Origin of the sequence: Duffyella sp. Ts4 (genome assembly GCF_051851875.1) — a bacterium.
Taxonomy (GTDB): domain Bacteria; phylum Pseudomonadota; class Gammaproteobacteria; order Enterobacterales; family Enterobacteriaceae; genus Duffyella; species Duffyella gerundensis.
In genome coordinates this window covers 55,189-79,149 of record NZ_JBLYPN010000007.1, presented here as the reverse complement: position 1 = coordinate 79,149, position 23,961 = coordinate 55,189, and the positions used below count along the sequence as shown (strand labels likewise).

The following is a 23,961-nucleotide window of genomic DNA, read 5'->3' as shown; positions in this document are numbered from 1 at the left end:
CGTGCTCATGGCTTTAGGGGATATTCTGAACGCAGCTTCAGGAATCACTGAATCCCGCTTCACCATAAGCGATAAGATTGATATACCACAGTGCTTCACCGGCCGGGGTATGCACGATAACGCTGTCGCCCGGCTCTTTTTTCAACAGCGCGCGTGCCATGGGCGCGTCGATAGAGATGTAATCTTTACGGCCAAAAATTTCGTCATAGCCGACGATGCGGAAGCGTTTGATGTCGCCCTCGTCATTTTCTATCTCGACCCAGGCGCCAAAAAATACGCGGCCATCCTGCTGGGGTGAGTAATCGACGATGCGCAACTCTTCGATGCTTTTAGAGAGGTAACGTACGCGGCGGTCAATTTCGCGCAGACGCTTTTTGTTGTATTGATAATCGGCATTTTCGCTGCGATCGCCGAGGCTGGCCGCCCAGGTCACTTTTTTGGTGACTTCAGGTCGCTCTTCGCGCCAGAGATAGTCGAGTTCCGCCTTGAGCTTGTTAAAGCCTTCGCGGGTAATTAATCGGGTTTTCATTCCAGCTCGCCTGTGACAGAACAGAGCGACAATTTTACGGAGTTTGCGGGCGCTGACAATGCGGGAGAAAAGAAACGGGGAAGGGGTTCAGTTTTGTGAACCCGCAAGATGCTGTTCCCCGCCGGCAAAGCGGCGAAAAATCACTCTTTTTCGCAACAGGTAGCCGATAGCAGAATAATAGTGCAGATTGTTATTTAGCGTGTGTCGCCGTGGTGGTCGAGGTGCTGGAACCGTTGCTGTCACCGCCGCCGCCAGCGGTAGCCAGCGCAACGCCTAACAGTGCGGCAACGGCGCCAACGCCGATAGCGTCTGAGTTACCTTTTGCCGTGGTGGAAGCCTGCGCACCCGCCGCTTCGCCAACAGTGGCGGCGCTAGCCTGGCCTACAGCAAATACCGCTAATGTTGCGGCGATTATAATAATTTTTTTCATCGTCTTGCCCCTGTTGTTGTAAGTTGAACGAGTCAAAGTGTGGGGCAACAATTGCGCGGAAGCCATGCTAAAACCGGCCAGAAAAATATTGCTCATCAACCGCATGGACCGTAAGTCAGTGAGCTGAAATTATTCCGAAACGACTCCGCTTAAAGGGGGGTTGTTTACCAGATTTTATGCTGCCTATTTTTCTTTGTGCCCCGCTTTTGCAGGCGCGACTTTTCAACCTGGTTTAACCTTCTGCGCTTATTCCTGGTCTTAAAAGGGTAATGCGATGAAAAATAAAGGATCCCGATCAAGGCGCGTGCGTTAAGCCAGCGTTTACTGCAGAGACCGCGAATATTTCAGAATTGTTGGAGCAGGCCTGGTTTTGCGCCCAACCGCCTGAAAACAACCGTAAACGTTATATAAGCTGCTGTTTAATATGCTTTGTAACAATTTCGGCTAGAATATAAACCATATTTGGCTGTCACTATTGGGTCGGTTTTTTAACAATGTCCGTTCAGGCAATAGCGCCTTTGGGAGTATCTACATGCAAGAGAATTACAAAATTCTGGTGGTCGATGATGACATGCGTTTACGCGCGCTGCTGGAACGCTACCTGACCGAACAGGGTTTTCAGGTACGTAGCGTTGCCAATGCCGAACAGATGGATCGTCTGTTGACCCGCGAATCTTTCCATCTGATGGTGCTGGACCTGATGCTGCCAGGCGAAGATGGCTTATCGATCTGCCGCCGCCTGCGCAGTCAGAGCAACCCGATGCCAATTATTATGGTGACGGCGAAAGGCGAAGAGGTCGATCGTATTGTCGGCCTTGAGATTGGTGCCGATGATTATATTCCCAAGCCGTTTAACCCGCGTGAGCTGCTGGCCCGTATCCGCGCCGTTCTGCGCCGCCAGGCCAATGAGCTGCCCGGTGCGCCTTCGCAGGAAGAGGCGATCATTGCGTTTGGCAAGTTCAAGCTGAACCTCGGCACGCGCGAAATGTTTCGCGAAGATGAGCCGATGCCATTAACCAGCGGTGAGTTTGCGGTGCTGAAAGCGCTGGTTAGCCACCCACGCGAGCCGTTGTCGCGCGACAAGCTGATGAATCTGGCGCGTGGCCGTGAGTACAGCGCGATGGAACGCTCTATTGACGTGCAGATCTCTCGCCTGCGTCGCATGGTGGAAGAAGATCCGGCCCATCCACGTTATATCCAGACCGTTTGGGGCTTGGGTTACGTTTTCGTTCCGGACGGCAGTAAAGCATGAGGCGACTCCGCTTCTCTCCCCGCAGTTCATTTGCCCGAACGCTGTTGCTGATCGTTACCTTGCTGTTTGTCAGCCTGGTAACGACCTATCTCGTGGTGCTGAACTTTGCCATTTTGCCCAGCCTGCAGCAGTTTAATAAGGTATTGGCCTACGAAGTCCGTATGTTGATGACCGATAAGCTGCAGCTGGAAGATGGCACGCAGCTGGAAGTGCCACCGGCGTTTCGTCGCGAGATCTATCGTGAGCTGGGCATTTCGCTGTACACCAACGCGGCGGCGGAAGAGAGCGGGCTGCGCTGGGCGCAGCATTATGAGTTTCTCAGCGAGCAGATGGCGCAGCAGCTTGGTGGCCCAACCGATGTCCGTGTGGAGGTCAATAAAAACTCCCCGGTGGTCTGGCTGAAAACCTGGCTCTCGCCGGATATCTGGGTGCGCGTACCACTCACCGAAATTCATCAGGGCGATTTTTCGCCGCTGTTCCGCTATACGCTGGCGATTATGCTGTTGGCGATTGGCGGCGCCTGGCTGTTTATTCGTATGCAGAATCGGCCGTTGGTCGATCTGGAACATGCCGCATTGCAGGTGGGCAAAGGCATTATTCCCCCGCCGCTGCGGGAATATGGCGCTTCGGAAGTGCGTTCAGTCACACGCGCCTTTAATCAGATGGCTGCAGGTGTGAAGCAGCTGGCTGATGACCGCACGCTGCTGATGGCCGGGGTAAGCCACGACTTACGTACGCCGCTGACGCGCATCCGCCTCGCCACGGAAATGATGTCACAGGAAGATGGCTATCTGGCCGAGTCGATCAACAAAGATATCGAAGAGTGCAACGCCATCATTGAGCAGTTCATCGATTATTTGCGCACGGGGCAGGAGATGCAGACCGAACGCGCCGATCTCAATGCGGTGCTGGGTGAAGTTGTCGCGGCGGAAAGCGGTTATGAACGGCAGATTGAAAGCGATGTTATGGCGGAAGAGTTGCAGCTTGATATCGATCCTCTCTCCATAAAACGCGCCGTTGCCAATCTGGTGGTTAACGCGGCGCGTTATGGCAATGGCTGGATCAAAGTCAGTAGCGGTTTTGAGTTACAGCGGGCGTGGTTTCAGGTAGAGGATGATGGCCCGGGTATTCATCCCGACCAGTTGCAGCATCTGTTCCAACCCTTTGTCCGCGGCGACAGCGCACGCAGTACCAGCGGAACCGGTTTGGGACTGGCAATTGTGCAACGTATTATTGATGCGCATCGCGGCGCACTTGATATTGGCGTCAGTGAAAAGGGCGGCCTGCGTATTCGTGCCTGGCTGCCGATTCCTGCCGATGTGGTCGCCAGCGAGTTACCTTCCAGCCACGGTTAATCAGTCGGCTCTGTTGCCAGAGCCGACATGATATTTACAGCTGTGGTCCCGCTTTTACCAACGCCGCACCGGCTGGTGTATCGGTATATTTATCAAAGTTAGTGATAAAACGCTGGGCCAGATCGCGCGCTTTCTGTTCCCATGCTTCTTCACCTGACCAGCTGTTACGCGGATCGAGAATCTCGCTGTCGACGCCGCTCAGTGCCAGCGGAATCTGCAGGTTGAAAATCGGTAACGTTTGCGTCTCGGCATCGCTTAATTCACCCGCCAGAATGGCATTGATGATGGCGCGCGTATCCTTAATGGAGATACGTTTGCCGCTGCCGTTCCAGCCGGTATTTACTAAATAAGCTTCGGTGCCCGCAGCCTGCATTCTCTTCACCAGCACTTTCGCATATTGCGTTGGATGCAGCATCAAAAACGCCGCGCCGAAGCAGGCAGAAAAGGTGGGCGTGGGTTCGGTGATGCCGCGTTCAGTGCCCGCCAGCTTGGCGGTGAAGCCGGAAAGAAAATGGTACTGCGTCTGCTCAGCATCCAGTCGTGAAACCGGCGGCAGCACGCCAAAGGCGTCAGCGGTCAGGAAAATGACCTTGCTGGCGTGACCCGCTTTGGAAACCGGCTGCACGATATTGTCGATGTGATACAGCGGGTAAGAGACGCGGGTGTTCTCGGTCTTGCTGTCATCGTCAAAATCGATGCTGCCATCGTCGCGTACCACAACGTTTTCCAACAGCGCATCGCGGCGAATCGCGTGATAAATCTCAGGCTCCGCCTGCTCTGACAAACGAATCGTCTTGGCGTAACAGCCGCCTTCAAAGTTGAAGACGCCATCATCATCCCAGCCATGTTCATCATCGCCAATCAGCTGGCGCTCCGGATCGGTCGACAGCGTGGTTTTGCCGGTGCCCGAGAGACCGAAGAACAGTGCCACATCGCCCTGTTTGCCAACGTTAGCCGAGCAGTGCATAGACGCAATGCCCTTCAGCGGCAACAGATAGTTCATGATGGCGAACAGCCCTTTTTTCATCTCGCCGCCGTACCAGGTGCCGCCAATCAGCTGCATGCGTTCGGTGAGATTAAAGGCGATAAAGTTCTCGGAATGCAGCCCCTGCGCCTGCCAGTCAGGATTGGTGCATTTGGCGCCGTTCATCACCACAAAGTCGGGTTCGAAGCTGGCCAGGCTGGCATCATCAGGACGGATAAACATATTTTTTACGAAGTGCGCCTGCCAGGCGACTTCAGTAATGAAGCGTACGCTGAGCCGTGTATCGGGGTTGGCGCCGCACCAGGCATCAATCACGAACAGTTTTTTACCGGAAAGCTGACGCGTCACCTGCTGCTTCAGCGCCTGCCATGTCTCTTGCGAGAGCGGTTGGTTATCGTTTTTACCCTTGCCCTGATCGTTCCACCACAGGGTATCGCGCGTGGTGTCGTCACGGACGATGTATTTATCTTTGGGTGAGCGCCCGGTGAAGATACCGGTATCGACGGCGATAGCGCCGGACTGCGTCAGGATGCCACGCTCGTAACCTTGCAGGCCGGGGCGGGTTTCTTCCTGGAAGAGGGTGTCATAATCAGGATTATGAACAATCTCTGCCGTATCAGTGATGCCGAGGGCAAGAAGATCAGGCGAAGTCAGGCCATTAACGCGCATGTTACTGCTCCTTTGTCGGTTTTGTACTGCTATTCAATTCAGGCAAATGACACATTGCCAGGGGATGCCGTTGTGCACCAGCATGATGCAGAAAGGCGATCGCGCGCAGTGTACACCTGTTGACGACCAGTAAAAGGCTGGAGCTCCAGAAATGCGAGGCAAAACTGACTACGCTGCAAATTCAGTGAAATCCGAGAGGCGGTGGCGTGAGGAAGGGAGGGTTAAGATGAAAAAAACAGCACGTCTAAGCGTGCTCTAGAGCGGGCGGGCGACGGCTGCCGCCCGCCAGAAATCAGTGCAGCTGATCGCTGTTGGTCACTGACTGATTGCGGATAGCCGCGATGTCGACGGCGTCGAATACGTAGTGGCTACCGCAGTAATCGCAGTGCATATCGATGTTGCCATCCTCTTCGATGATTTCATCAACTTCCGACTGCGGCAGGCTTTGCAGCACTTCACCACAGCGCTCGCGTGAACAGCTGCATTTGTAGTTCACGGCCTGCGGCTCATAAACCGTGACCTCTTCCTGGTTGTACAGGCGCCACAGCACTTCATTAGCTGGCAGACCAATCAGCTCTTCGGTTTTAATGGTTTCGGTCAGCGTCGCCAGATGGTTAAAGTCGTCGCTTTGCGTATCCTGTGCCGGTAATACCTGCAACAGAATGCCGCCCGCGCCCAACTGGCCTTCGTGCTCACCGCTGCGGATAAACAGGCGCGTCGGCAGCTGCTCAGAACGCATAAAGTAATCTTCCAGACATTCCGCCAGTGTCTCGCCCTCAAGGCCAACCACGCCCTGATAACGTTCACCCTGCGACGGTGCAATCGTGATCACCAGATAGCCGTTGCCCGCCATCTCTTTCAACGTGCTGCCCGGCGCGATCTCACCCTGCATACGCGCAACGCCACGCATTTCCTGATGATTATTGCCGTTGATCACCGCCAGCGACAGCGGACCATCGCCCTGAAGCTGCACGGTGATATCGCCATCAAACTTCAGCGTGGCGGTCAGCAGACTGGTGGCGACCAGCAGTTCGCCCAGCAGTTGCTGAACCGGCTGCGGATAGTCATGGCCGCTGATGATTTCGCGCCAGGTATTCGACACGTTAACCAGTTCACCGCGTACGGCGTGGTTTTCGAACAGGTAACGATGCATTTGATCTTGTACGGACATAGCATTTCTCTCGATGGGATGACGAACTATTCGTCACCCGATAATTTAAATTTCATGAGATCGCGTCGTTCTTTCTTATCGGGACGGCGATCGGGATGCGGCATGCTCAGGCTATTCGTCTTGCGTGCTAACGCATTTTTCTCACGCTTTTCAATGCTGGCCGCGGTTTCGGTATAAAGCTGTTGTGCCTCCGTGGCCGGACGACGCTGATCGCTGATGCTGTTAACGACAACTGTCCGCTCGTCATTTCCCTGACGCAGCGTTAACTCGGCATTTAGCTCGACGATTTTACTCGGTTTGCTGCGCTGGCCGTTGTAATGCACTTTGCCGCCTTCAATCATTTCACGCGCCACAGCTCGGGTTTTATAGAAGCGCGCGGCCCACAGCCATTTGTCGAGCCGAACACCTTCAGAGGTTTTCTCTTTCATCGCTACTCCTGTGTGACTGGCACCAGTCCCGCACAGAGCGTACGGTAGTCTCCGATCGCAGGATGGCGCAGAAATTCTTTATCCGGTAAGCCAGAATCAGGGTTGCTGACGCCAAGGCACCAGCCGATTCCCCACTGGCGCGCGGCATCCAGGATCGGCTCGCCGTCGTCGATAAACAGCGTGCGCGCCCGGTTCAGGCCGGTATGCAGCTCAACCGCCTGCCAGAGACGCTGATCTTCTTTCGGATACCCAAATGTGTGGGTGGAAAGTAATAAATCAAGGTGATCGGCAAGACCAGTTTGCTGCAGTTTGACGTCGAGATTATAGGGATGCGCATTGGTCAACAGGATGGTGCGCTTGCCCGCAGCGCGCAGCGCCTGCAAAAAAGGCAGCGTGTCTTCACGCAGGCGAACCTGCTCGCGCTGTTGTCGGGTCATAGCACGAATATCCAAATCGAGCTGCTCGCTCCAGTAATCCAGACAGTACCAGTTTAGCGTATGTTGCACGGCGAGATATTTTGCCTTGATCAGCGCGGCGGCATCCTGCAGCGAAATTCCGCGCTGCTGGCTCAGCGTTTCCGGCACCAGCCGCAGCCAGAAATGGCTGTCGAACGCCAGATCCAGCAGCGTGCCATCCATATCAAGCAGTACGGTATCAATCTGTGACCAGTCGGGAGAAAAGGACATGCGGGTAAGCCTGACGTGAAAAGTGGAGCGACAGGGTAGCACAACCGCTAACGCCTCAGAACAGGCTGTGAACCGGTGGGGCGGGCGTCATTGTCGGGTTAAAGCAGGTGTCATAATAGTGCTGAATGTCCAGCAGCCGTTTGCGATTCCGGTGCATGCGGCGCAGGGTTAACAAGCCGTTGATGATGGTGCTGAGCACCAGCAATGACAGCAGCAGCGTTGTGCCGATGTAGCGGCTCAGCGTTACCGCATCAGGTTCATTGTGCAGCGCGATATGCCGCGTGCCGTTAGCATCAACGGAAAGGTTAGTAATGATACCGGCAGCCTGGAACGGCGTATTCAACAGCATGCCTGCCAGCCGCTGTAGCTCATCCCACTGTTCTGGCGCATTGTAATCAAACAGAGAAACCGACGGCTGCGGCTGATTCACCAACTGACGACCTTCATCGCTGATGATCAGAAAGCCACCCGGCGGTGGGCTGTTCAGCGCTTCTGCCGCGCGGTGCGTTTCACGATAGAAAAAGGTCGATGTCGCCGTATTGACCAGGTTCTCCAGTGCTTCGGCGCTGACCGGGCGTAACAGCACATTCATGCCATTGAGCGAGCCGGAGTTCGCGCGGCGCACCAGCGTATCCCAGTCTTTCGCATTACCGAGGTTAACCAACGCATTTTTGAGCCGCAGACAGTCCTGCTGTTGGCTGCACAAATCCTGCGTTTTCATCACCACCTCGGAGAAATCATCCAGCAAAATCATGCCCGATTTCTGTATCGCAGAGGCGAGTTGCGGGTTGATTTTGGGATCGGTGCTGGTTTCCGGGTGCAGCTGTTGATTCACGCTGTTCATCAAGGCGGCCGCTTTATCGATAATGTCAGACTGCGGCAGCGGCAATGGCGTGGCGGTATTCCAGTACATGGCGGAACAGTCGAACGGCATATAGGCGTAGGTGCGATTACCCTGATAGTTGGCGGGCACGGAGCACATACCGTTGCCGTTAACGTGCAGGCTATCACCAATATGCAGCGGCTGTTTTTCCAGGTCAGCTACCTGCGTCACTTTGATACTTTCGGTGCCCTTAAGCCAAGCCACGCTTAACTTAACCGGCATGCTAAGCGGTATCCAGGTGAGCAGTAGCGTCAGCACCACCAGCGAGCCAAACGCCAGCACGGCGTTCTTGCGCCAGCGCTGAATCGGAAAGTTACGCACTTCGTCACGTAGAGAGAGATAGCGTCCCTGACGGACCACGTGGCGATTCAGATAGAGCTCAACCTCGGTGTTTTGTCCCAGATCGTGAGTCACATAATTTTGCCAGTGGGCAGGGTAGATCAGATCAAAGGTGCCAAGTGAAATATTGCTCATCTGGCCCTGATTGGATTCACTGAACAGGCCCCAACGCTTTGGCGTGCCGCGAAAGCAGTGAATTTCACGGAAATCTTTTTCCGCTGGCCGGCGGTATAAGAACCACAGGCTAACCAGAATCATGACTACGGCGGCGGTAATCAGTGCCGCCATCACGCTGACCGGTGCGGTTAACCCGAGAAACAGCAGCAGCAGCGCAACGCAGATGATCACCGCTTCGCGCGTGCCGTCAGGGCGGGTGAGCATATACTCTTCGTAGCTCTCCTTGCGCACGCTCAGCAACTCAATGTTATCGCTCTCTTCTTTACGAATCGAGGCATTGGTTGCCAGCGGCCGCACCAGCGGCGTCAACGCAGGCTGCTCAAACAGATAATTCACCAACGAATGGCCATTCAGCGAAATCACCAACGGAATAGTGTCGGTTTTGATCAGCTCAACGTAGTTTTCATCGGCGATATATTGCTCCCACAGCGGCGGCAGATGCACTTCAACGGCATCGAGGTAGTAGCGCCATTTCTGCGGTTCATCGGTGGTTAATCCATAACGTGTGATTGATCGCGTGACCGGATAGACATTGTTGCTTTGGGCATTCAGCGTCAGGCGTTCGGGCGTAGTGCTGCTACCGGTAGGCAACAGGGTTTGCTGATTACGCGTGAGCGTATTGACGTAACGCTCGGCGGCAGCGCGCTCTTCCGACGTGAGTTTTCGATGAGGGGGTTTAATGAATGGCAGCGGTTTCGCCATAGGCGGACGATGCCGCATCGCGTACCAAAAGCCGGCACCTGCAAGGACCGAACACGCGAGCATCACAGCCACTATAATGATCAATGTGCTCATGGTTAGCTCAACCCCGCCAAATTACTGCCTTCACTCTTAATGCCACTCCGATAATATGGTTAGACGGTCAATTTTGGCGGGAACAGACGCCTGAGGCAACCTGTGATTGCACGGGAATAACGCATAAAATCGGAAAATCAGGAGAGCATTATAAAAAGCCTTGCAAGGATCCTAACCGTCGAAAAGCCTATAAAATATAAGCATAATCCTATTTTAGCGGCGCATTATTGACATTGTCGTAAATTATTTAATCTGACACCAGCAGATTTGTTATAACGCGGTAATAAAAATCATGCAATGATTGGAATACCTGAATGGCTGACGCACAATGTCAGGCTAAATAATACTCGGGGCAGTGTCAGAACGCTTTTTTTATGGGGTTGATATGAGTAAACCGTTACAGAAACCGACCATTCTTAACGTCGAGGCTGTTGCTCGTTCCCGCTTGTTTACCATTGAAGCGATCGATCTCGCCTTTAGTAATGGTGCGCGCCGGGTGTATGAGCGAATGAAACCCTCTGAACGAGAAGCGGTGATGATTGTCCCGGTGATCGACGATCATCTCATCCTGATTCAGGAATATGCGGTGGGGCTGGAAACCTATGAACTGGGCTTTCCAAAAGGCCTGATCGATCCGGGTGAGACGCCTTTTGAAGCCGCAAATCGCGAGCTGAAAGAAGAGGCGGGCTTTGGTGCCCAATCGCTGCATCAGTTGGGCAAACTCACTATGGCGCCCTCTTATTTTTCCAGCAAGATGAATATTGTGGTGGCGGAAGGCCTCTACGAAGAACGACTGGAAGGCGACGAGCCTGAACCTTTGATTGTGCATCGCTGGCCGCTGGCTAATCTGCTCGGGCTGCTTGAGCATCCTGACTTCCGCGAAGCGCGTAACGTTAGCGCGCTGTTTTTAGTGCGTGAGTGGCTGGTGAAGCAGGGCAGGCTGCAATACTGATTGCGAATGGATAATGCCAGACAGTAAAAAGGGCCGCTTGCTAAGCGGCCCTTTTTTATGCGTTGCGGTTAACCTGCATGATCAGAACAGTTCATGGCTTTCGCCATTGTCCATAATCTCGGTGCCAACATCGTGAACGGAATATTCGGTCGGCTGCGTGCCATCGATAAAATATTCCTGACGAGTATTGCCGCCGCCGTTGGCCAGTTTGCCGGTGCTACGATCGATAGTGACCGTTACCACGCCAGGCGGTGGCGTTAACGGCTGTTCAGGCACTCCATCCAGCGCCGCCTTCATGTATTGATCCCAGGCAGGCTGTGCGCTTTTCGCGCCGCCTTCATAGCCCGATATCTGATCTTTCAACGCGCCCGAGGCGGTGGTGCGACCCAGGTTGCGACGCGCATCATCAAAACCGATCCACACCGAGGTGACCACGCCCGGGCCGTAGCCAGAGAACCAGGCATCTTTCGAGCTGTTAGTAGTACCGGTTTTGCCGCCAATATCGTTGCGTTTTAAATCACGACCTGCGCGCCAGCCGGTGCCCAGCCAGCCCGGCTCGCCAAAGATATTGGAGTTCAACGCGCTTTTAATCAGGAAGGTCAGCGGCGTATTGATAACGTGCGGCGCGTACTCCTGCGTATGGCTCTGCAACGCCGGATCGCCACCTACCTGCTCAAGGGCCGGCTTCGGCACCGTTTGATTAGTTCCTGTTTGTGAAGTCGCGACGTTTTCAACGCTTTCCTGATTCAGGGCCAGCGCTTTTTGCGTCTCGCCATAAATCACCGGCAAATTACACTGTACGCAGGCGACTTTCGGCTTCACTTCAAATACTTTGCCGCCCTGTTCGTTTTCGATGCGGGTGATGAAGTAAGGATCGACGAGGAAGCCGCCGTTAGCCATTACCGCGTAACCACGTACCAGCTGCATTGGCGTAAACGAGGCCGCACCCAACGCCAGTGATTCGGTATGCACGATGTTTTGTGCCGGGAAACCAAAGCGTTGCAGGTATTGCGCTGCATAGTCGACGCCCATCGCACGCATGGCGCGCACCATCACGACGTTTTTCGACTCGCCTAACCCCTGACGTAAACGGATTGGGCCATCGTAGCGTGCCGGGGAATTTTTCGGGCGCCAGTCAGAACCGGCACCGGCATCCCAGCGTGAAATCGGCACGTCATTGAGGATGGAAGCCAGGGTCAAACCGCGATCCATGGCGGCGGTATAAAGGAAAGGTTTGATGTTTGAACCCACCTGACGCAGTGCCTGGGTGACGCGGTTAAACTTGCTCTGGTTAAAGTCAAAACCGCCGACAAGGGCGCGCACGGCACCGTCGTTGGGATCAAGCGAAATCAGCGCGGAGTTCACGTCAGGAACCTGTGCCAGCCACCATTCGTTATCAACCTGACGCACCCAAATTTGCTGACCAGGCTGAACAGCCTGCGTCACGCTTTTCGGCGTTGCGCCTTGCAGATTGTCTGATTTGAACGGACGCGCCCAGCGTACGCCGTTCAGCGTCAGTGAAACGTTGCTGCCATCGCGCATCAACGCCGTGGCTTCCGTGCTGTTAGCTGACATTACCACCGCCGGAATCAGCGGGCCGTAAACCGGCGTAGCCTTCAACGTTTTCAGCACCTGCTCCTGACGCCATGCCGCTTCGCCTACCTTCCACAGCACCGCCTGCGGACCGCGATAGCCGTGGCGCATGTCGTAGTTCAGCACGTTGTCGCGCACTGACTGTTGAGCTGCCAGCTGCAGTCGGCGCGTGATGGTGGTATAGACTTTATAGCCGTCGTTATAGGCGCCATCGCCATAGCGTTTCACCATCTCCTGACGAACCATTTCGCTGACATAAGGCGCAGAGAAAGCGATTTCAGGGCCGTGATAGGTGGCTACCAGCGGCGTATTACGCGCTTCCTGATATTGATACTGATCGATGTAATGCTGATCGAGCATACGCGCCAGCACCACATTGCGACGCGAGAGGGCGCGTTCGTGCGAGTAGAGCGGATTGAAGGTCGAAGGGGCTTTTGGCAAACCGGCAATCATCGCCATTTCGCTCAGGCTTAGCTGATCGATGTTCTTGCCAAAATAGACCTGCGCCGCTGCACCCACGCCGTAAGCACGATAACCAAGATAAATTTTGTTGAGATAGAGTTCGAGAATCTCATCCTTGGTTAACAGCTGTTCGATGCGGATTGCGAGGAACGCCTCTTTAATTTTGCGCATCAGCGTACGCTCAGGGCTGAGGAAAAAGTTCCTCGCCAGCTGCTGCGTAATGGTACTGGCACCCTGTGAAGCGTGACCCGACACCAGCGCCACGCTGGCCGCACGGAAAATCCCGATAGGATCCACGCCGTGATGCTCATAGAAGCGGCTGTCTTCGGTGGCAATAAACGCTTTTACCAGCTCAGGTGGCATTTGTTGCAGCGTCAAAGGAACACGGCGTTTTTCACCGTACTGGGCAATCAAATCGCCTTCTGCGCTGTAAATCTGCATCGGGGTTTGCAGCTTGATATCTTTCAGCGTGTTCACGTCCGGAAGCTGCGGCTCGATGTATTTGTAGAGACCATAAATCGAGCCAGCTCCCAACAGCATGCAACATACCGCAAGGATTAAGAGATACTTTACGAACTTCACCTGAGATTTCCCATCTGTTGTCGTTTGGGCAGTTTATAAACAACCGCGCGGTAGTATAAAGGCAAGCCTGACGCTTTGATACGTCCTTTTCTTTCACCATGGACAGGGAGAACGCGCGAAAATGGCTTTTCAGAAATGGCAAATTGGCCTGGATATTCACAATGGCCAGCTGTGTGCACTTGGCGTACAACGCCGACGAAACGGATGGCAACTTCGTCACTGGTGGCATCATCCGCTGCCGCAAGATACGTTAAGACAGGGAGTGCTGCAATCCTCTCCCGAACTGCTCAGCGTGCTTACACGCTGGCGTAAAATGCTGCCGCGGCATTATAGGCTATGCGTGGGGTTGCCGCCGCAACTGGTGATGCAACGCCCGCTGGCTCTGCCGCCGCAATCACTGCGCGAGCCCGATTTGGGGCGCTACATTCATGCCGCTGCGCGACGTCTGTTTCCGCTGGAGCCAGAATCTCTGACCCTCGATTACCGCCCTTTTTCAGATAAACCCAGTCAGCTCTGTGTGACCGCCGTGCGACGCGATGTGCTGCAACAGTGGCAGAGCGTGTTAGCAGAGGCAGGAGTGCAGCCTGAAGTATTTGAGCTTTCATGGGCCGCCTTGCAGATGCTCGCCATGCTGCTCAAGCCACAGCCTGGCACCGTGCTGGTTCACCGGCTGCCCGATCAGTGGCTCTGGTATGCGCCGGGTGAACAGCAGCCTGCGTTTGGCTGCGCCGTCGCCGACGGTAGCGATCTCGCTCAGCTGCGGCTGCATGCCTTTCCCGAGGCGCGTGCGCTGTGGTACAGCAGCGATATGGGTGATGAGCCCGACAGGGTCACACCGCTCAATCCACTCCATGCATTGCAGCTGATGCAGCCTCCTTTGCCTGTGCAGCCTTCGCGGTTCGCTCTGGCATGCGGGCTGGCGCTCAGGCCGGAGGATTGAACATGGTATGGGTCAATCTGCTACCGTGGCGCGCGCGCCAGCAGCACCATATCTTGCGGCAGTCAATGGTGATTGCGCTGAGTGCCGGTGCGATCGTAACGCTCATTGCCATGCTGCTGTTTATCTCCGCCCGCGATCGTCAACAGCAGCTTCAGACAAACTCTGATGCGCTGATTGCTGCCAGCAAAGAGGCTGAACAACGGCTTCATCAGTTGCAGCAGGCGCTGGCGCTGCAACAGCAGCTCAATAACGCCTGGGCGCATTATCAGGCTCAGCAACAGCTGGCGCAGCAATGGCTCGATTTTTTTATGCACCTCGGCAGCCTGATGCCGGAGGCGCTGTGGTTAACCCAGTTGCAGCGCAATGCCGACACCTTAACCTTTGCCGGGCGGGGCTATGCCATGCAGGAGATAGCCGATTTTCGTCAGAGGCTGGCAGAGCAACCGTTGTTGTTACAGGTGAAGCTGGGCAGCGTGACGCGTCAGCCTGGCGGCGAGTTGAGCTTCAGGATCGATGCGCGCGTAAAGCAGGGGGTGAACGATGGATGACGCACTGATTCGTTGGCAGCGCCTGTCGGGCTGGAGTCGTATATTGCTGCTGCTTCTGATTGCGCTTGGCTATGCGCTGATATGGCTGCAAATGGCGGTACAGCCGCGATGGCAACGTATCGAACAGCTACAGCAGTCTTTAACGCAGCAGACGGAAAGCTATCAGCAGCGTCTGCAACGTTTACAGCAGCAGTTACCGCTTGAACAGGTTACCGCTGACACGCTCCGCTTACAGACGGCGCTTGCCGCCCTGAAAACAGACAGTGCGCCCGCTTTTGATCTTACCGCACTGTTAGAAAACAGCGGCGGCACGCTGGAAAAATGGACGCCACAGCTGGATGGTGCGGAGCTGGCTCTTCAACTGGAGTGGTCACAGCTGCTGCGCCTGTACCACTGGCTGCTGGCGCGGCCAGTATCCCGTCTTCCTGGTCGATTGGATCTCAAGCCACAGGACGATCGACTGTCGGCCACGTTCTGGTGGACGGAGCCGCATGATGAAACATAAATGCTGGCTTTTACTGTGGTTGTTAAGTGGTTTTGGCTTTGGCCGCGATCCCTTCCAACCGCCGATAACTACGCCATGTCTCGTTAGCGTGCCTTCGCTACAGGGTTGGCAGCTCAAAGGCATCATTGGCAACGGCACACGATATATCGCCTTGATGCATGAGGATAAAGGCCGGGTTATTGCGGTCATGCGCGAGCAGCCTTTCCCGCTACGCGAATGGCAGATAGACAGCTTTGAACCCGAGGCGGTCACGCTGTCAGCACCGGACAGCTGCCATCCGCAACAGACGATACTGCGATTAAAGGAGCAAGCATGACGGCTAAATGGACAGTGGCGTTTTTACTTATCCTCTTCAGTGCGGTGTTGCGGGCCGAAGATAAAAAACTGACGATCTCTTTTGATGAGACGCCGATTGAACGTGTGTTACAGGCGCTGGCGGAGTTTCAGCAGCTCAATCTGATGGTGGCACCTGGCGTTACTGGCCAGCTTTCACTGCGCCTGCATGATGTTCCCTGGCAGCAGGCGCAGGAGCTGGTGGCACGCATGGGGCGTTTGACGATTGAAACCGAAGGCAATGTGCTGGTGGCTTATCCAGAAAGCTGGCTGCATCAGCAGCAGCTTCAGGCCCAACAGCAGCGCGAAGACCAGCTGCAACAGCAGGCGCTGACGACACGCAACGTTATGCTGCGCTATGCCGACGCCGCAACCGTTCACGGCAGCCTGCTGGCAGAGCGTGCAACGCTGTTGAGCCCGCGCGGCAGTGCTACGGTGGATAGCCGTACTAACGCCATTTTGCTGCGTGATGTGCCCGCTAATATTAAAGAGGCCGAGCGCTGGATTCAGGCACTGGATACGCCACTGGAACAGATTGAGCTTTCGGCGCAGATCGTGACCATCAGTGAAGATCACCTGCGCGAGTTGGGCGTAAAGTGGGGATGGCAAGGCGATGAAGCGATCGAGAAGGCGCTGCGTAACCCGCAACTCGGCATCGATCTTGGCGTGGCCAACCCGGCGATTACCGCCGGGCTGACGCTGGGGCGTCTCAATGGCCAGTTGCTTAACCTGGAGCTCAGCGCACTGGAGCAGGAAAATCAGATCGATATTATCGCCAGTCCGCGTCTGTTCACCTCGCATCAGCAGCCCGCCAGCATCAAGCAAGGCACCGAGATTCCCTATGAAGTCTCTAACGGAAACAACGGTGCCACCACCATTGAGTTCAAGGAAGCGGTATTGGGCATGGAAGTCACGCCCTCTGTTCAGGGCAATGGCCGCATTTTGCTGAAACTACGGCTGAGCCAGAATGTACCGGGCCGCAATCTTCACAGTGGCGACACGGAAATCCTGACCATTGATAAGCAGGAGATAGAAACTCAGGTCATGCTAAAAGATGGTCAGACGTTGGCGTTAGGCGGCATCTTTCAACAGCAACGCGCCAGCGGACGTAATAAAGTGCCGTTGTTGGGAGATATTCCCGTGCTGGGTGCGCTGTTTCGCTATGATATTCAGGAACAAAAACGCCGCGAGCTGGTTATTTTTATTACGCCTCGTCTGGTACGAGAAGAGTGAACACATGAGGCGTTTTTTTTCCTCTGAAAGGCATATGCGTTTGACGCAAGACCAGAATTAGCTTACAAGGTTTAGCGATTTTAAATATGTAGCCAGAATCTCTGTTTGGAAAAGTAGGCGTTATGCCGCTTTTTTTATGCGTAACCGCATGGCAAATAATCTGATTTGGCTCGCTAACCTGTGCGGACTGAAAGGCGCCTGAACGGTTGCTGGTTGCCGTGGCAATTTATTCGGTTGCCAAACGGCCTTTAGTGTTGAGATAATTTTTTTATCTGACTCTTGCACTAACGCTCATGAGGTTTCAGTTCATGTCCCGCCAGCAGAGAGATGCTGAACGCGGGGTATCATCAACGAATTTCTTAGTAATACCGAAAAAATGGCAGAGAAACGCAATATCTTTCTGGTTGGGCCTATGGGTGCCGGCAAAAGCACTATTGGTCGTCAGTTAGCTCAGCAACTCAACATGGAATTTTACGATTCCGATCAAGAAATTGAGCGACGTACCGGAGCGGATGTGGGCTGGGTGTTCGACGTCGAAGGCGAAGCTGGCTTTCGCGATCGTGAAGAAAAGATCATCAATGAATTAACGGAGAAGCAGGGTATCGTCCTGGCGACCGGTGGTGGATCTGTAAAATCACGTGAAACCCGCAATCGCCTCTCGGCGCGTGGCGTTGTTGTTTATCTTGAGACGACGATCGAAAAACAGTTAGCCCGCACACAGCGTGATAAAAAGCGTCCGTTGCTGCAGGTTGACGAGCCGCCGCGTGAGGTGCTCGAAGCGTTGGCTGACGAACGCAATCCTCTTTATGAAGAGATTGCTGATGTCACGATTCGCACTGACGATCAGAGCGCTAAAGTTGTGGCAAACCAAATCATCGCTACTCTGGAAAAAAACTGATTCAGCCCATCAGGGCATAGCAAAAGGTTATACAGCGTCATGGAGAGGATCACCGTCACTCTGGGGGAACGCAGTTACCCCATAACCATCGCCGCCGGACTTTATCAGGATCCGGCTTCTTTTTGGCCGCTTAAAGCGGGCGATAACGCGATGTTGGTTACTAACCAGACGCTCTCACCGCTTTGGCTAACGACAGTACGTCAGCGGCTGGAAGAGGTGGGCGTAAAGGTTGACCAGGTGATCCTGCCTGATGGCGAGCAGTTCAAAACGCTGGCAGTCATGGATCAGGTTTTTACGGCACTGCTGGAAAAACCACATGGCCGCGACACCACGCTGATTGCCTTAGGCGGCGGCGTGATCGGCGATCTTACTGGATTTGCAGCGGCCAGCTATCAGCGCGGCGTTCGCTTTATCCAGGTTCCTACGACGTTACTTTCTCAGGTCGATTCCTCTGTAGGTGGTAAAACCGCCGTCAATCACCCGCTGGGTAAAAATATGATTGGCGCTTTTTATCAGCCCGCTTCCGTGGTTATCGATCTGAACTGTCTTACTACGCTGCCGCCGCGCGAACTCGCTTCGGGTCTGGCGGAAGTGATCAAATACGGCATTATCCTCGACGGTGAGTTCTTCACCTGGCTTGAAAACAACCTTGATGCGCTACTTGCGTTGGATGAAACGGCTATGGCCTGGTGCATCCGTCGCTGCTGTGAACTGAAAGCGGAAGTGGTTTCTGCCGATGAGCACGAGCATGGCGTCCGTGCGTTGCTAAACCTCGGTCACACCTATGGTCACGCTATTGAAGCACACATGGGATATGGCAACTGGTTGCACGGCGAGGCGGTGTCCGCCGGCATGGTGATGGCCGCGCGCACGGCAGAGCGGCTGGGACAGTTCAGCGCCGCGGATACCGATCGTATTATCAGGTTGTTAACGCGTGCCGGTTTGCCCGTGACCGGCCCAGCCAGCATGGATGCAGAAGCCTATCTGCCGCACATGCTGCGTGATAAAAAAGTGCTGGCCGGTAAGCTGCGTCTGGTGCTGCCGTTGGCAATCGGCAAAGCTGAAGTGCGTAGCGGTGTTACGCATGATATCGTGCTGGCTGCTATCAACGACTGCCGCTGATTCTGACGATAATGCGTTGATCTATTTTGCCGTGCTGAAGAAAGGCACGGGCTTGCTGAGTAACAGGAGGAGGTAAAATGGATGAGTTTAAACCGGAAGACGAGTTAAAACCGGATGCCAGCGACCGTCGGCCAACGCGGGCGCGCAAACCGTCCCCTGCCGCCAAAGCGCCGCTTTCCCGTCAGCATATGATGATGGGCATCGGGATTTTAGTGCTCCTGTTACTGGTGATCGGCATCGGCTCGGCGCTGACCGGCCCGGATGAGAAGAAACCCGCAACGACCGCCGCGGATTCAAGTGCAGCGGGCAGCGGCAAAGAAAAAAATATCGATCTTTCCGGTAACAGCTCAATGGCCGGGCAGCAGAATAACGTGCCTGCCACTGGCGATGCGCCGCAAAGCACCGTAAATAACAGCACGCCGCAGGAATTAAGCGCGCCGCCGGTGGCATCAACGCCAACGCAGGCCGCACCGGTTGAAGCGCCGCAGAATCAACAGCGCGTCACCTTACCGGGTGATCTGAATAACGCGTTGACCAATCAACAGGGTCAGGTTGACGATGCCGCAAATGGCGCGTCAGCATCTGGCTTGCCTGTTTCGCCGGCAACCGTAAGCGGCAGCAATGCAGCGACGGCACCTGCGGCTAAATCGCAGCCGTCACAGCCACAAAGCCCAACACGTCATGCCGCGCAGCCGGCGCGTCAGGCACCGGCGCATCGTCCGGCGGCCACGGCCAGCAGCAAGCCAGAAAACAAACCCGCAGCGCCTGCTGCGACGACGCGCAGCAATCGTGAAACAGCAACGCCATCCAGCGGCGGTAACTATACGCTGCAGCTAAGCGGTGCTTCACGTGCTGACTCGTTGAATGCATGGGCGAAAAAGCAGAGCCTGAGCAATTATCACGTCTACAAAACCAGCCGTAATGGTCAGGACTGGTATGTGCTGGTAAGCGGCTCCTACGCCACGCCTGCCGAAGCGAAACGTGCCGTTGCCTCTTTACCGGCTGAGGTCCGCGCGAAAAATCCGTGGGTGAAGCCGGTGAGCCAGGTGAAGAAAGAAGCCAGTAAATAAACCCGTTAGAGCCGAATTCTCGGCTCTTTCATCAAGCGCAGATCTGCTGTCGGTGCGTCCACAGCCATAAGAATAGAAGTTATAAAAACGACGGCATGAAAAAAAATCGCGCTTTTCTGAAGTGGGCAGGGGGCAAATATCCCCTGCTGGAAGACATCCAGCGGCACCTGCCAGAAGGTGATTGCCTGGTAGAGCCTTTTGTTGGAGCAGGATCGGTATTTCTCAATACCGATTATCCACGTTACGTGCTGGCTGATATCAACAGCGATCTCATCAATCTCTACAACATTGTCAAAACCCGCACCGCAGAGTTTATTGCTGATGCGCGGCGGCTGTTCAATGAGCAAAGTAATGATGCGATCTTTTACTACGCCAGTCGTACTGAGTTCAACGGCAGCCGCGATCCCTATCGCCGTGCGCTGCTGTTTCTCTATCTGAATCGCCATTGCTACAACGGACTTTGCCGCTATAACTTAAGCGGCGAGTTTAATGTGCCTTTTGGTCGCTATCGTAAGCCCTATTTTCCGGAAGATGAGCTGAACTGGTTTGCCGAACGGGCGCAAAAAGCGACCTTTGTGTGCGAATCATACGATGTTACCCTGACAAACGCCCAGGCTGGCTCAGTGGTCTATTGCGATCCGCCTTATGCACCGTTATCCGCTACGGCGAACTTCACGGCGTATCACACCAACAGTTTTAGCCTGCGAGAGCAGCAGCATCTGGCTGAGCTGGCGATTAAACTGGCGGAAAGCCGCATTCCGGTGCTGATTTCCAACCACGATACCGCGCAAACGCGATTGTGGTATCAGGATGCTGTTCTGCACGTAGTGAAAGCGCGGCGTTCGATAAGCCGCAGTATTACTGGTCGTAGTAAGGTCGACGAACTGCTGGCGCTGTTTAGCTAGTCTGTTTCGTCCGCGACCAGCTTATCCGGTCAGTGACTGCACTGGCGACAAAATTGGGAGAAACGGATGAAACAATTTTTGCTTGCCCCATCGATACTGTCTGCTGACTTTGCCCGTCTGGGCGAGGATACCGCTCGCGCGCTGGCTGCGGGCGGCGATGTCGTGCATTTTGACGTCATGGACAACCACTATGTGCCTAATCTCACCATGGGTCCGATGGTGCTGAAAGCGTTACGCGATTATGGCATTACCGCGCCGATAGATGTGCATCTGATGGTCAAACCGGTTGATAGTTTGATTCCCCAGTTTGCGCAGGCTGGTGCCAGCTACATCACGTTTCACCCGGAAGCCAGCGAGCATGTGGATCGCTCATTGCAGCTGATCAGAGAAAATGGCTGTAAAGCAGGGCTGGTGTTCAATCCCGCTACGCCATTGAGCTACCTCGATTATGTGATGGATAAGCTCGACATCATTCTGATCATGTCGGTTAACCCAGGCTTCGGCGGCCAATCCTTTATTCCTGGTACGCTGGACAAACTGCGCGAAGCACGCAAGCGCATTGATGCCAGCGGTTACGATATTCATCTGGAAGTCGATGGCGGCGTGAAGATTGATAACATTGGCGAAATTGCTGCTGCAGGCGCCGACATGTTCGTTGCGGGCTCGGCTATTTTTGGCCACCCCGATTACAAAAAAGTGATCGACGATATGCGTAACGAACTGGAGAAGTCACGTCATGGCTCATTTCACTGATATTCGTGCACTGGCCTTCGATCTCGACGGCACGCTGATTGACAGCGCGCCAGGTCTGGCCGCGGCGATCGATCGCACGCTGGAAGCGCTGTCGCTACGTCCGGCAGGCGTGGAACGCGTTTCAACCTGGATTGGCAATGGCGCCGATATCATGATGGAGCGGGCGTTAACCTGGTCACTTGAGCGCGCCCCACAGCCAGAAGAGCAGCGTGATGCACGCGCGCTGTTTGATACATTTTATGCGCAAACCGTGGAAGCAGGCAGTACGCTGTTTCCGCAGGTGGTGGATACGCTGGAGAAACTGCGCCAGCATCAGCTGCCGATGGCCATCGTCACCAACAAACCGACGCCGTTTGTTGCACCGCTGCTTGAGTCGCTGGGCATTGCTGACTACTTCGATTTAATCATTGGCGGCGACGACGTGGTGGTGAAGAAGCCTCATCCGGCAGCGATTTTTCTCGTATTGGGTAAGTTTGGTCTGATACCTGGCGAGCTGCTGTTTGTTGGCGACTCACGCAATGATATTCTCGCCGCGCAAGGTGCAGGATGCCCGTGCGTTGGCATGACCTTTGGCTATAACTACGGCGAGCCTATTGCCAGCAGCAATCCGGATCTTATCCTGGACAATTTCAATGAACTTTTGCCAGCCATCGGGCGGCGTTAATCAGGACAACAAGCATGAGTAAACCCATCGTTTTTAGCGGCGCGCAGCCTTCAGGTGAACTGACTATTGGCAACTATATGGGTGCGCTGCGTCAGTGGGTGCAGATGCAGGATGATTTTCACTGCATCTACTGCATTGTCGATCTGCATGCGATTACCGTGCGTCAGGATGCGGACGCGCTGCGTAAAGCCACGCTGGATACGCTGGCGCTCTATCTCGCCTGCGGTATCGATCCGGAAAAAAGCACTATCTTTGTGCAGTCGCACGTACCGGAACACACTCAGCTCAGCTGGATTTTGAATTGCTACACCTATTTCGGCGAACTGAGCCGGATGACGCAGTTCAAGGATAAATCTTCGCGCTATGCGGAGAATATCAATGCGGGGCTGTTCAGCTATCCGGTATTGATGGCGGCAGATATTCTGCTGTATCAAACCAACCAGGTGCCGGTAGGTGAAGATCAGAAACAGCATCTGGAACTGAGCCGCGATATCGCCAGCCGCTTTAATGCGCTGTATGGCGATGTCTTTAAGGTGCCGGAGCCGTTTATTCCCAAGTCAGGCGCGCGCGTGATGTCACTGCTTGAGCCTGGCAAAAAGATGTCCAAATCTGACGAGAACCGTAACAACGTCATTGGGCTGCTGGAAGAGCCAAAGTCGGTGATCAAGAAGATCAAACGCGCCATGACCGATTCAGAAGAGCCGCCGGTGATTCGTTATGATGTGAAAGAGAAGGCGGGCGTTTCAAACCTGCTGGATATTCTTTCCGGCGTAACCGGCAAAAGCATTCCGGATCTGGAGCAGCATTTTGAAGGCAAGATGTATGGCCATTTGAAAGGCGAAGTAGCAGATGCGGTATCCACCATGCTGGAAACGTTACAGGCGCGCTATCATGAGTTCCGCAATGATGAAGCCTTGCTGGAGAAAGTGATGCGAGACGGTGCCGCTAAAGCCCGTGCGCAGGCCAGCGAGACGCTGAAAAAAGTGTATCAGGCCGTGGGCTTTGTTGCCGCGCCATAAGCGCTAAGCAGCAGTGGCGATCGTCGCCACTGCTGCTGTCTTACTTTATCCGCCGCAACGAAAGCTGCGCACCATCCCAAAACAGACGCGCATTGCCATCTGCCAGAATACTCAGCACCGCACCCGGTGCCGGTCCCCACGCGTTTTTGCCGCACATCACATTGAAGCCATATTTAAAACGAAAATCCGCATCCTGCTGACTGCCATTCGCGGCCGTCAGGCGAGGTTTGCTGCGGCAATTATCGGTCGCCGGATTAATGCTACGCTCTGACGTGCCGCGCAGCCAGGTAATGCCATCAGGCCGAAAAGCCAGGCGCGCGCCCATAAAAAGCGGATCCCGTGCAATATAGGTTTGGCCCGGCTGAGCTTTTACCGCCACCGAGACCACCTGCCAGTTGCCCTCCACCGAAGACCAGCTTACCGGCGCGGCCGTAACGCTGAGCGGCAGCAGCGCCAGGATTAAAGAGGTTAAACGCATTCTGTTTCCTTACTGAAAATGTCACAGGGAATAAAGTCGTCACGCAGACAGCATTACTTTATTGCCTGCGTCGACAATTTAGCATCATCGCGGTTTGAGCAGGCGGTTGTTTATCGTTCGGGCAGGTCATTTGCACGTCTGTGAGGCAGATAACATTATGCTATGGCTGATGATTCAGCCTGCTGTGTTAGCCTGGTATCCCGCT

General features: G+C 54.6%; 24 protein-coding genes. 15 read left to right on the top strand and 9 right to left on the bottom strand.

Annotated elements, in window-relative coordinates:
• Positions 1–37 precede the first annotated feature (37 nt).
• On the bottom strand, positions 38–529 hold the full coding sequence (gene greB, locus ACJY2L_RS12775; RefSeq protein ID WP_439214140.1) for a transcription elongation factor GreB: 492 nt from the start codon (positions 527–529) through the stop codon (positions 38–40).
• 190 nt (positions 530–719) lie between these two features.
• The gene (gene yjbE / locus ACJY2L_RS12770) at positions 720–959 is read right to left on the bottom strand and encodes an exopolysaccharide production protein YjbE (protein WP_067427232.1); all 240 of its coding nucleotides are present in this window, start codon (positions 957–959) and stop codon (positions 720–722) included.
• Between the two features lie 532 nt (positions 960–1,491).
• On the opposite strand from yjbE, the gene ompR reads away from it, so the two are divergent.
• Both ompR and envZ read left to right on the top strand, forming a co-directional pair.
• Positions 1,492–2,211, top strand: coding sequence for an osmolarity response regulator transcription factor OmpR (ompR, locus tag ACJY2L_RS12765; RefSeq protein ID WP_003853014.1), 720 nt, complete (start codon positions 1,492–1,494; stop codon positions 2,209–2,211).
• Positions 2,208–3,566, top strand: a complete 1,359-nt coding sequence (envZ, locus tag ACJY2L_RS12760) for a two-component system sensor histidine kinase EnvZ (RefSeq protein WP_067427235.1) — start codon at positions 2,208–2,210, stop codon at positions 3,564–3,566. Before ompR ends, envZ begins: the two co-directional genes overlap by 4 nt.
• Positions 3,567–3,600: 34 nt before the next feature.
• On the opposite strand, the gene pckA is transcribed toward envZ, so the two are convergent.
• The 5 genes from pckA to ACJY2L_RS12735 form a co-directional block, all read right to left on the bottom strand.
• Positions 3,601–5,220, bottom strand: a complete 1,620-nt coding sequence (pckA, locus tag ACJY2L_RS12755) for a phosphoenolpyruvate carboxykinase (ATP) (RefSeq protein ID WP_439214139.1) — start codon at positions 5,218–5,220, stop codon at positions 3,601–3,603.
• A gap of 292 nt (positions 5,221–5,512) precedes the next feature.
• Positions 5,513–6,391, bottom strand: coding sequence for an Hsp33 family molecular chaperone HslO (gene hslO / locus ACJY2L_RS12750; RefSeq protein ID WP_067427244.1), 879 nt, complete (start codon positions 6,389–6,391; stop codon positions 5,513–5,515).
• 26 nt (positions 6,392–6,417) lie between these two features.
• Positions 6,418–6,819: a ribosome-associated heat shock protein Hsp15 gene (gene hslR, locus ACJY2L_RS12745; protein WP_439214138.1), complete on the bottom strand. Its 402-nt coding sequence runs from the start codon at positions 6,817–6,819 to the stop codon at positions 6,418–6,420.
• A 2-nt stretch (positions 6,820–6,821) separates the two neighbouring features.
• Positions 6,822–7,505 (bottom strand): GMP/IMP nucleotidase, encoded by a 684-nt coding sequence (yrfG, locus tag ACJY2L_RS12740; protein WP_067427248.1) that lies wholly within the window; start codon positions 7,503–7,505, stop codon positions 6,822–6,824.
• 55 nt (positions 7,506–7,560) lie between these two features.
• The gene (locus tag ACJY2L_RS12735) at positions 7,561–9,699 is read right to left on the bottom strand and encodes an intracellular growth attenuator family protein (protein WP_439214137.1); all 2,139 of its coding nucleotides are present in this window, start codon (positions 9,697–9,699) and stop codon (positions 7,561–7,563) included.
• Positions 9,700–10,084: 385 nt separating this feature from the next.
• Here ACJY2L_RS12735 and nudE point away from each other — a divergent pair, with 385 nt between their 5' ends.
• Entirely contained in the window at positions 10,085–10,651 is a 567-nt protein-coding gene (nudE, locus tag ACJY2L_RS12730; RefSeq protein WP_067427252.1) for an ADP compounds hydrolase NudE, read from the top strand.
• Between the two features lie 81 nt (positions 10,652–10,732).
• Here the strand turns inward: nudE and mrcA are convergent, their stop codons facing one another.
• Positions 10,733–13,288, bottom strand: a complete 2,556-nt coding sequence (gene mrcA / locus ACJY2L_RS12725) for a peptidoglycan glycosyltransferase/peptidoglycan DD-transpeptidase MrcA (protein ID WP_439214136.1) — start codon at positions 13,286–13,288, stop codon at positions 10,733–10,735.
• Between the two features lie 121 nt (positions 13,289–13,409).
• On the opposite strand from mrcA, the gene pilM reads away from it, so the two are divergent.
• From pilM to trpS, 12 genes are all read left to right on the top strand, one after another.
• Positions 13,410–14,228, top strand: coding sequence for a pilus assembly protein PilM (pilM, locus tag ACJY2L_RS12720; RefSeq protein ID WP_225701115.1), 819 nt, complete (start codon positions 13,410–13,412; stop codon positions 14,226–14,228).
• 2 nt (positions 14,229–14,230) lie between these two features.
• On the top strand, positions 14,231–14,776 hold the full coding sequence (locus tag ACJY2L_RS12715) for a PilN domain-containing protein (protein WP_439214135.1): 546 nt from the start codon (positions 14,231–14,233) through the stop codon (positions 14,774–14,776).
• The gene (locus tag ACJY2L_RS12710) at positions 14,769–15,281 is read left to right on the top strand and encodes a HofO family protein (RefSeq protein ID WP_439214134.1); all 513 of its coding nucleotides are present in this window, start codon (positions 14,769–14,771) and stop codon (positions 15,279–15,281) included. The genes ACJY2L_RS12715 and ACJY2L_RS12710 overlap by 8 nt, the downstream gene beginning before the upstream one ends.
• Positions 15,268–15,597 (top strand): HofP DNA utilization family protein, encoded by a 330-nt coding sequence (locus ACJY2L_RS12705; RefSeq protein ID WP_439214133.1) that lies wholly within the window; start codon positions 15,268–15,270, stop codon positions 15,595–15,597. Before ACJY2L_RS12710 ends, ACJY2L_RS12705 begins: the two co-directional genes overlap by 14 nt.
• Positions 15,594–16,847 carry a DNA uptake porin HofQ gene (gene hofQ / locus ACJY2L_RS12700; RefSeq protein ID WP_439214132.1) on the top strand — a complete coding sequence of 418 codons (1,254 nt, stop codon included), beginning with the start codon at positions 15,594–15,596 and terminating at the stop codon, positions 16,845–16,847. Before ACJY2L_RS12705 ends, hofQ begins: the two co-directional genes overlap by 4 nt.
• 376 nt (positions 16,848–17,223) lie before the next feature.
• Positions 17,224–17,745: a shikimate kinase AroK gene (gene aroK / locus ACJY2L_RS12695; protein ID WP_067427262.1), complete on the top strand. Its 522-nt coding sequence runs from the start codon at positions 17,224–17,226 to the stop codon at positions 17,743–17,745.
• A 39-nt stretch (positions 17,746–17,784) separates the two neighbouring features.
• Positions 17,785–18,867: a 3-dehydroquinate synthase gene (aroB, locus tag ACJY2L_RS12690; RefSeq protein WP_067427264.1), complete on the top strand. Its 1,083-nt coding sequence runs from the start codon at positions 17,785–17,787 to the stop codon at positions 18,865–18,867.
• Between the two features lie 77 nt (positions 18,868–18,944).
• Positions 18,945–19,937 carry an SPOR domain-containing protein gene (locus ACJY2L_RS12685; RefSeq protein ID WP_439214131.1) on the top strand — a complete coding sequence of 331 codons (993 nt, stop codon included), beginning with the start codon at positions 18,945–18,947 and terminating at the stop codon, positions 19,935–19,937.
• A gap of 95 nt (positions 19,938–20,032) precedes the next feature.
• Complete coding sequence (gene dam / locus ACJY2L_RS12680; RefSeq protein WP_187488699.1) at positions 20,033–20,842, top strand: adenine-specific DNA-methyltransferase; 810 nt, start codon at positions 20,033–20,035, stop codon at positions 20,840–20,842.
• A gap of 66 nt (positions 20,843–20,908) precedes the next feature.
• Positions 20,909–21,595 (top strand): ribulose-phosphate 3-epimerase, encoded by a 687-nt coding sequence (gene rpe / locus ACJY2L_RS12675; RefSeq protein ID WP_067427270.1) that lies wholly within the window; start codon positions 20,909–20,911, stop codon positions 21,593–21,595.
• Entirely contained in the window at positions 21,579–22,259 is a 681-nt protein-coding gene (locus tag ACJY2L_RS12670; RefSeq protein ID WP_209500790.1) for a phosphoglycolate phosphatase, read from the top strand. The genes rpe and ACJY2L_RS12670 overlap by 17 nt, the downstream gene beginning before the upstream one ends.
• 14 nt (positions 22,260–22,273) lie before the next feature.
• Positions 22,274–23,278, top strand: a complete 1,005-nt coding sequence (gene trpS, locus ACJY2L_RS12665) for a tryptophan--tRNA ligase (protein ID WP_067427274.1) — start codon at positions 22,274–22,276, stop codon at positions 23,276–23,278.
• A gap of 40 nt (positions 23,279–23,318) precedes the next feature.
• On the opposite strand, the gene ACJY2L_RS12660 is transcribed toward trpS, so the two are convergent.
• On the bottom strand, positions 23,319–23,756 hold the full coding sequence (locus tag ACJY2L_RS12660) for a hypothetical protein (protein WP_067427276.1): 438 nt from the start codon (positions 23,754–23,756) through the stop codon (positions 23,319–23,321).
• Positions 23,757–23,961 lie beyond the last annotated feature (205 nt).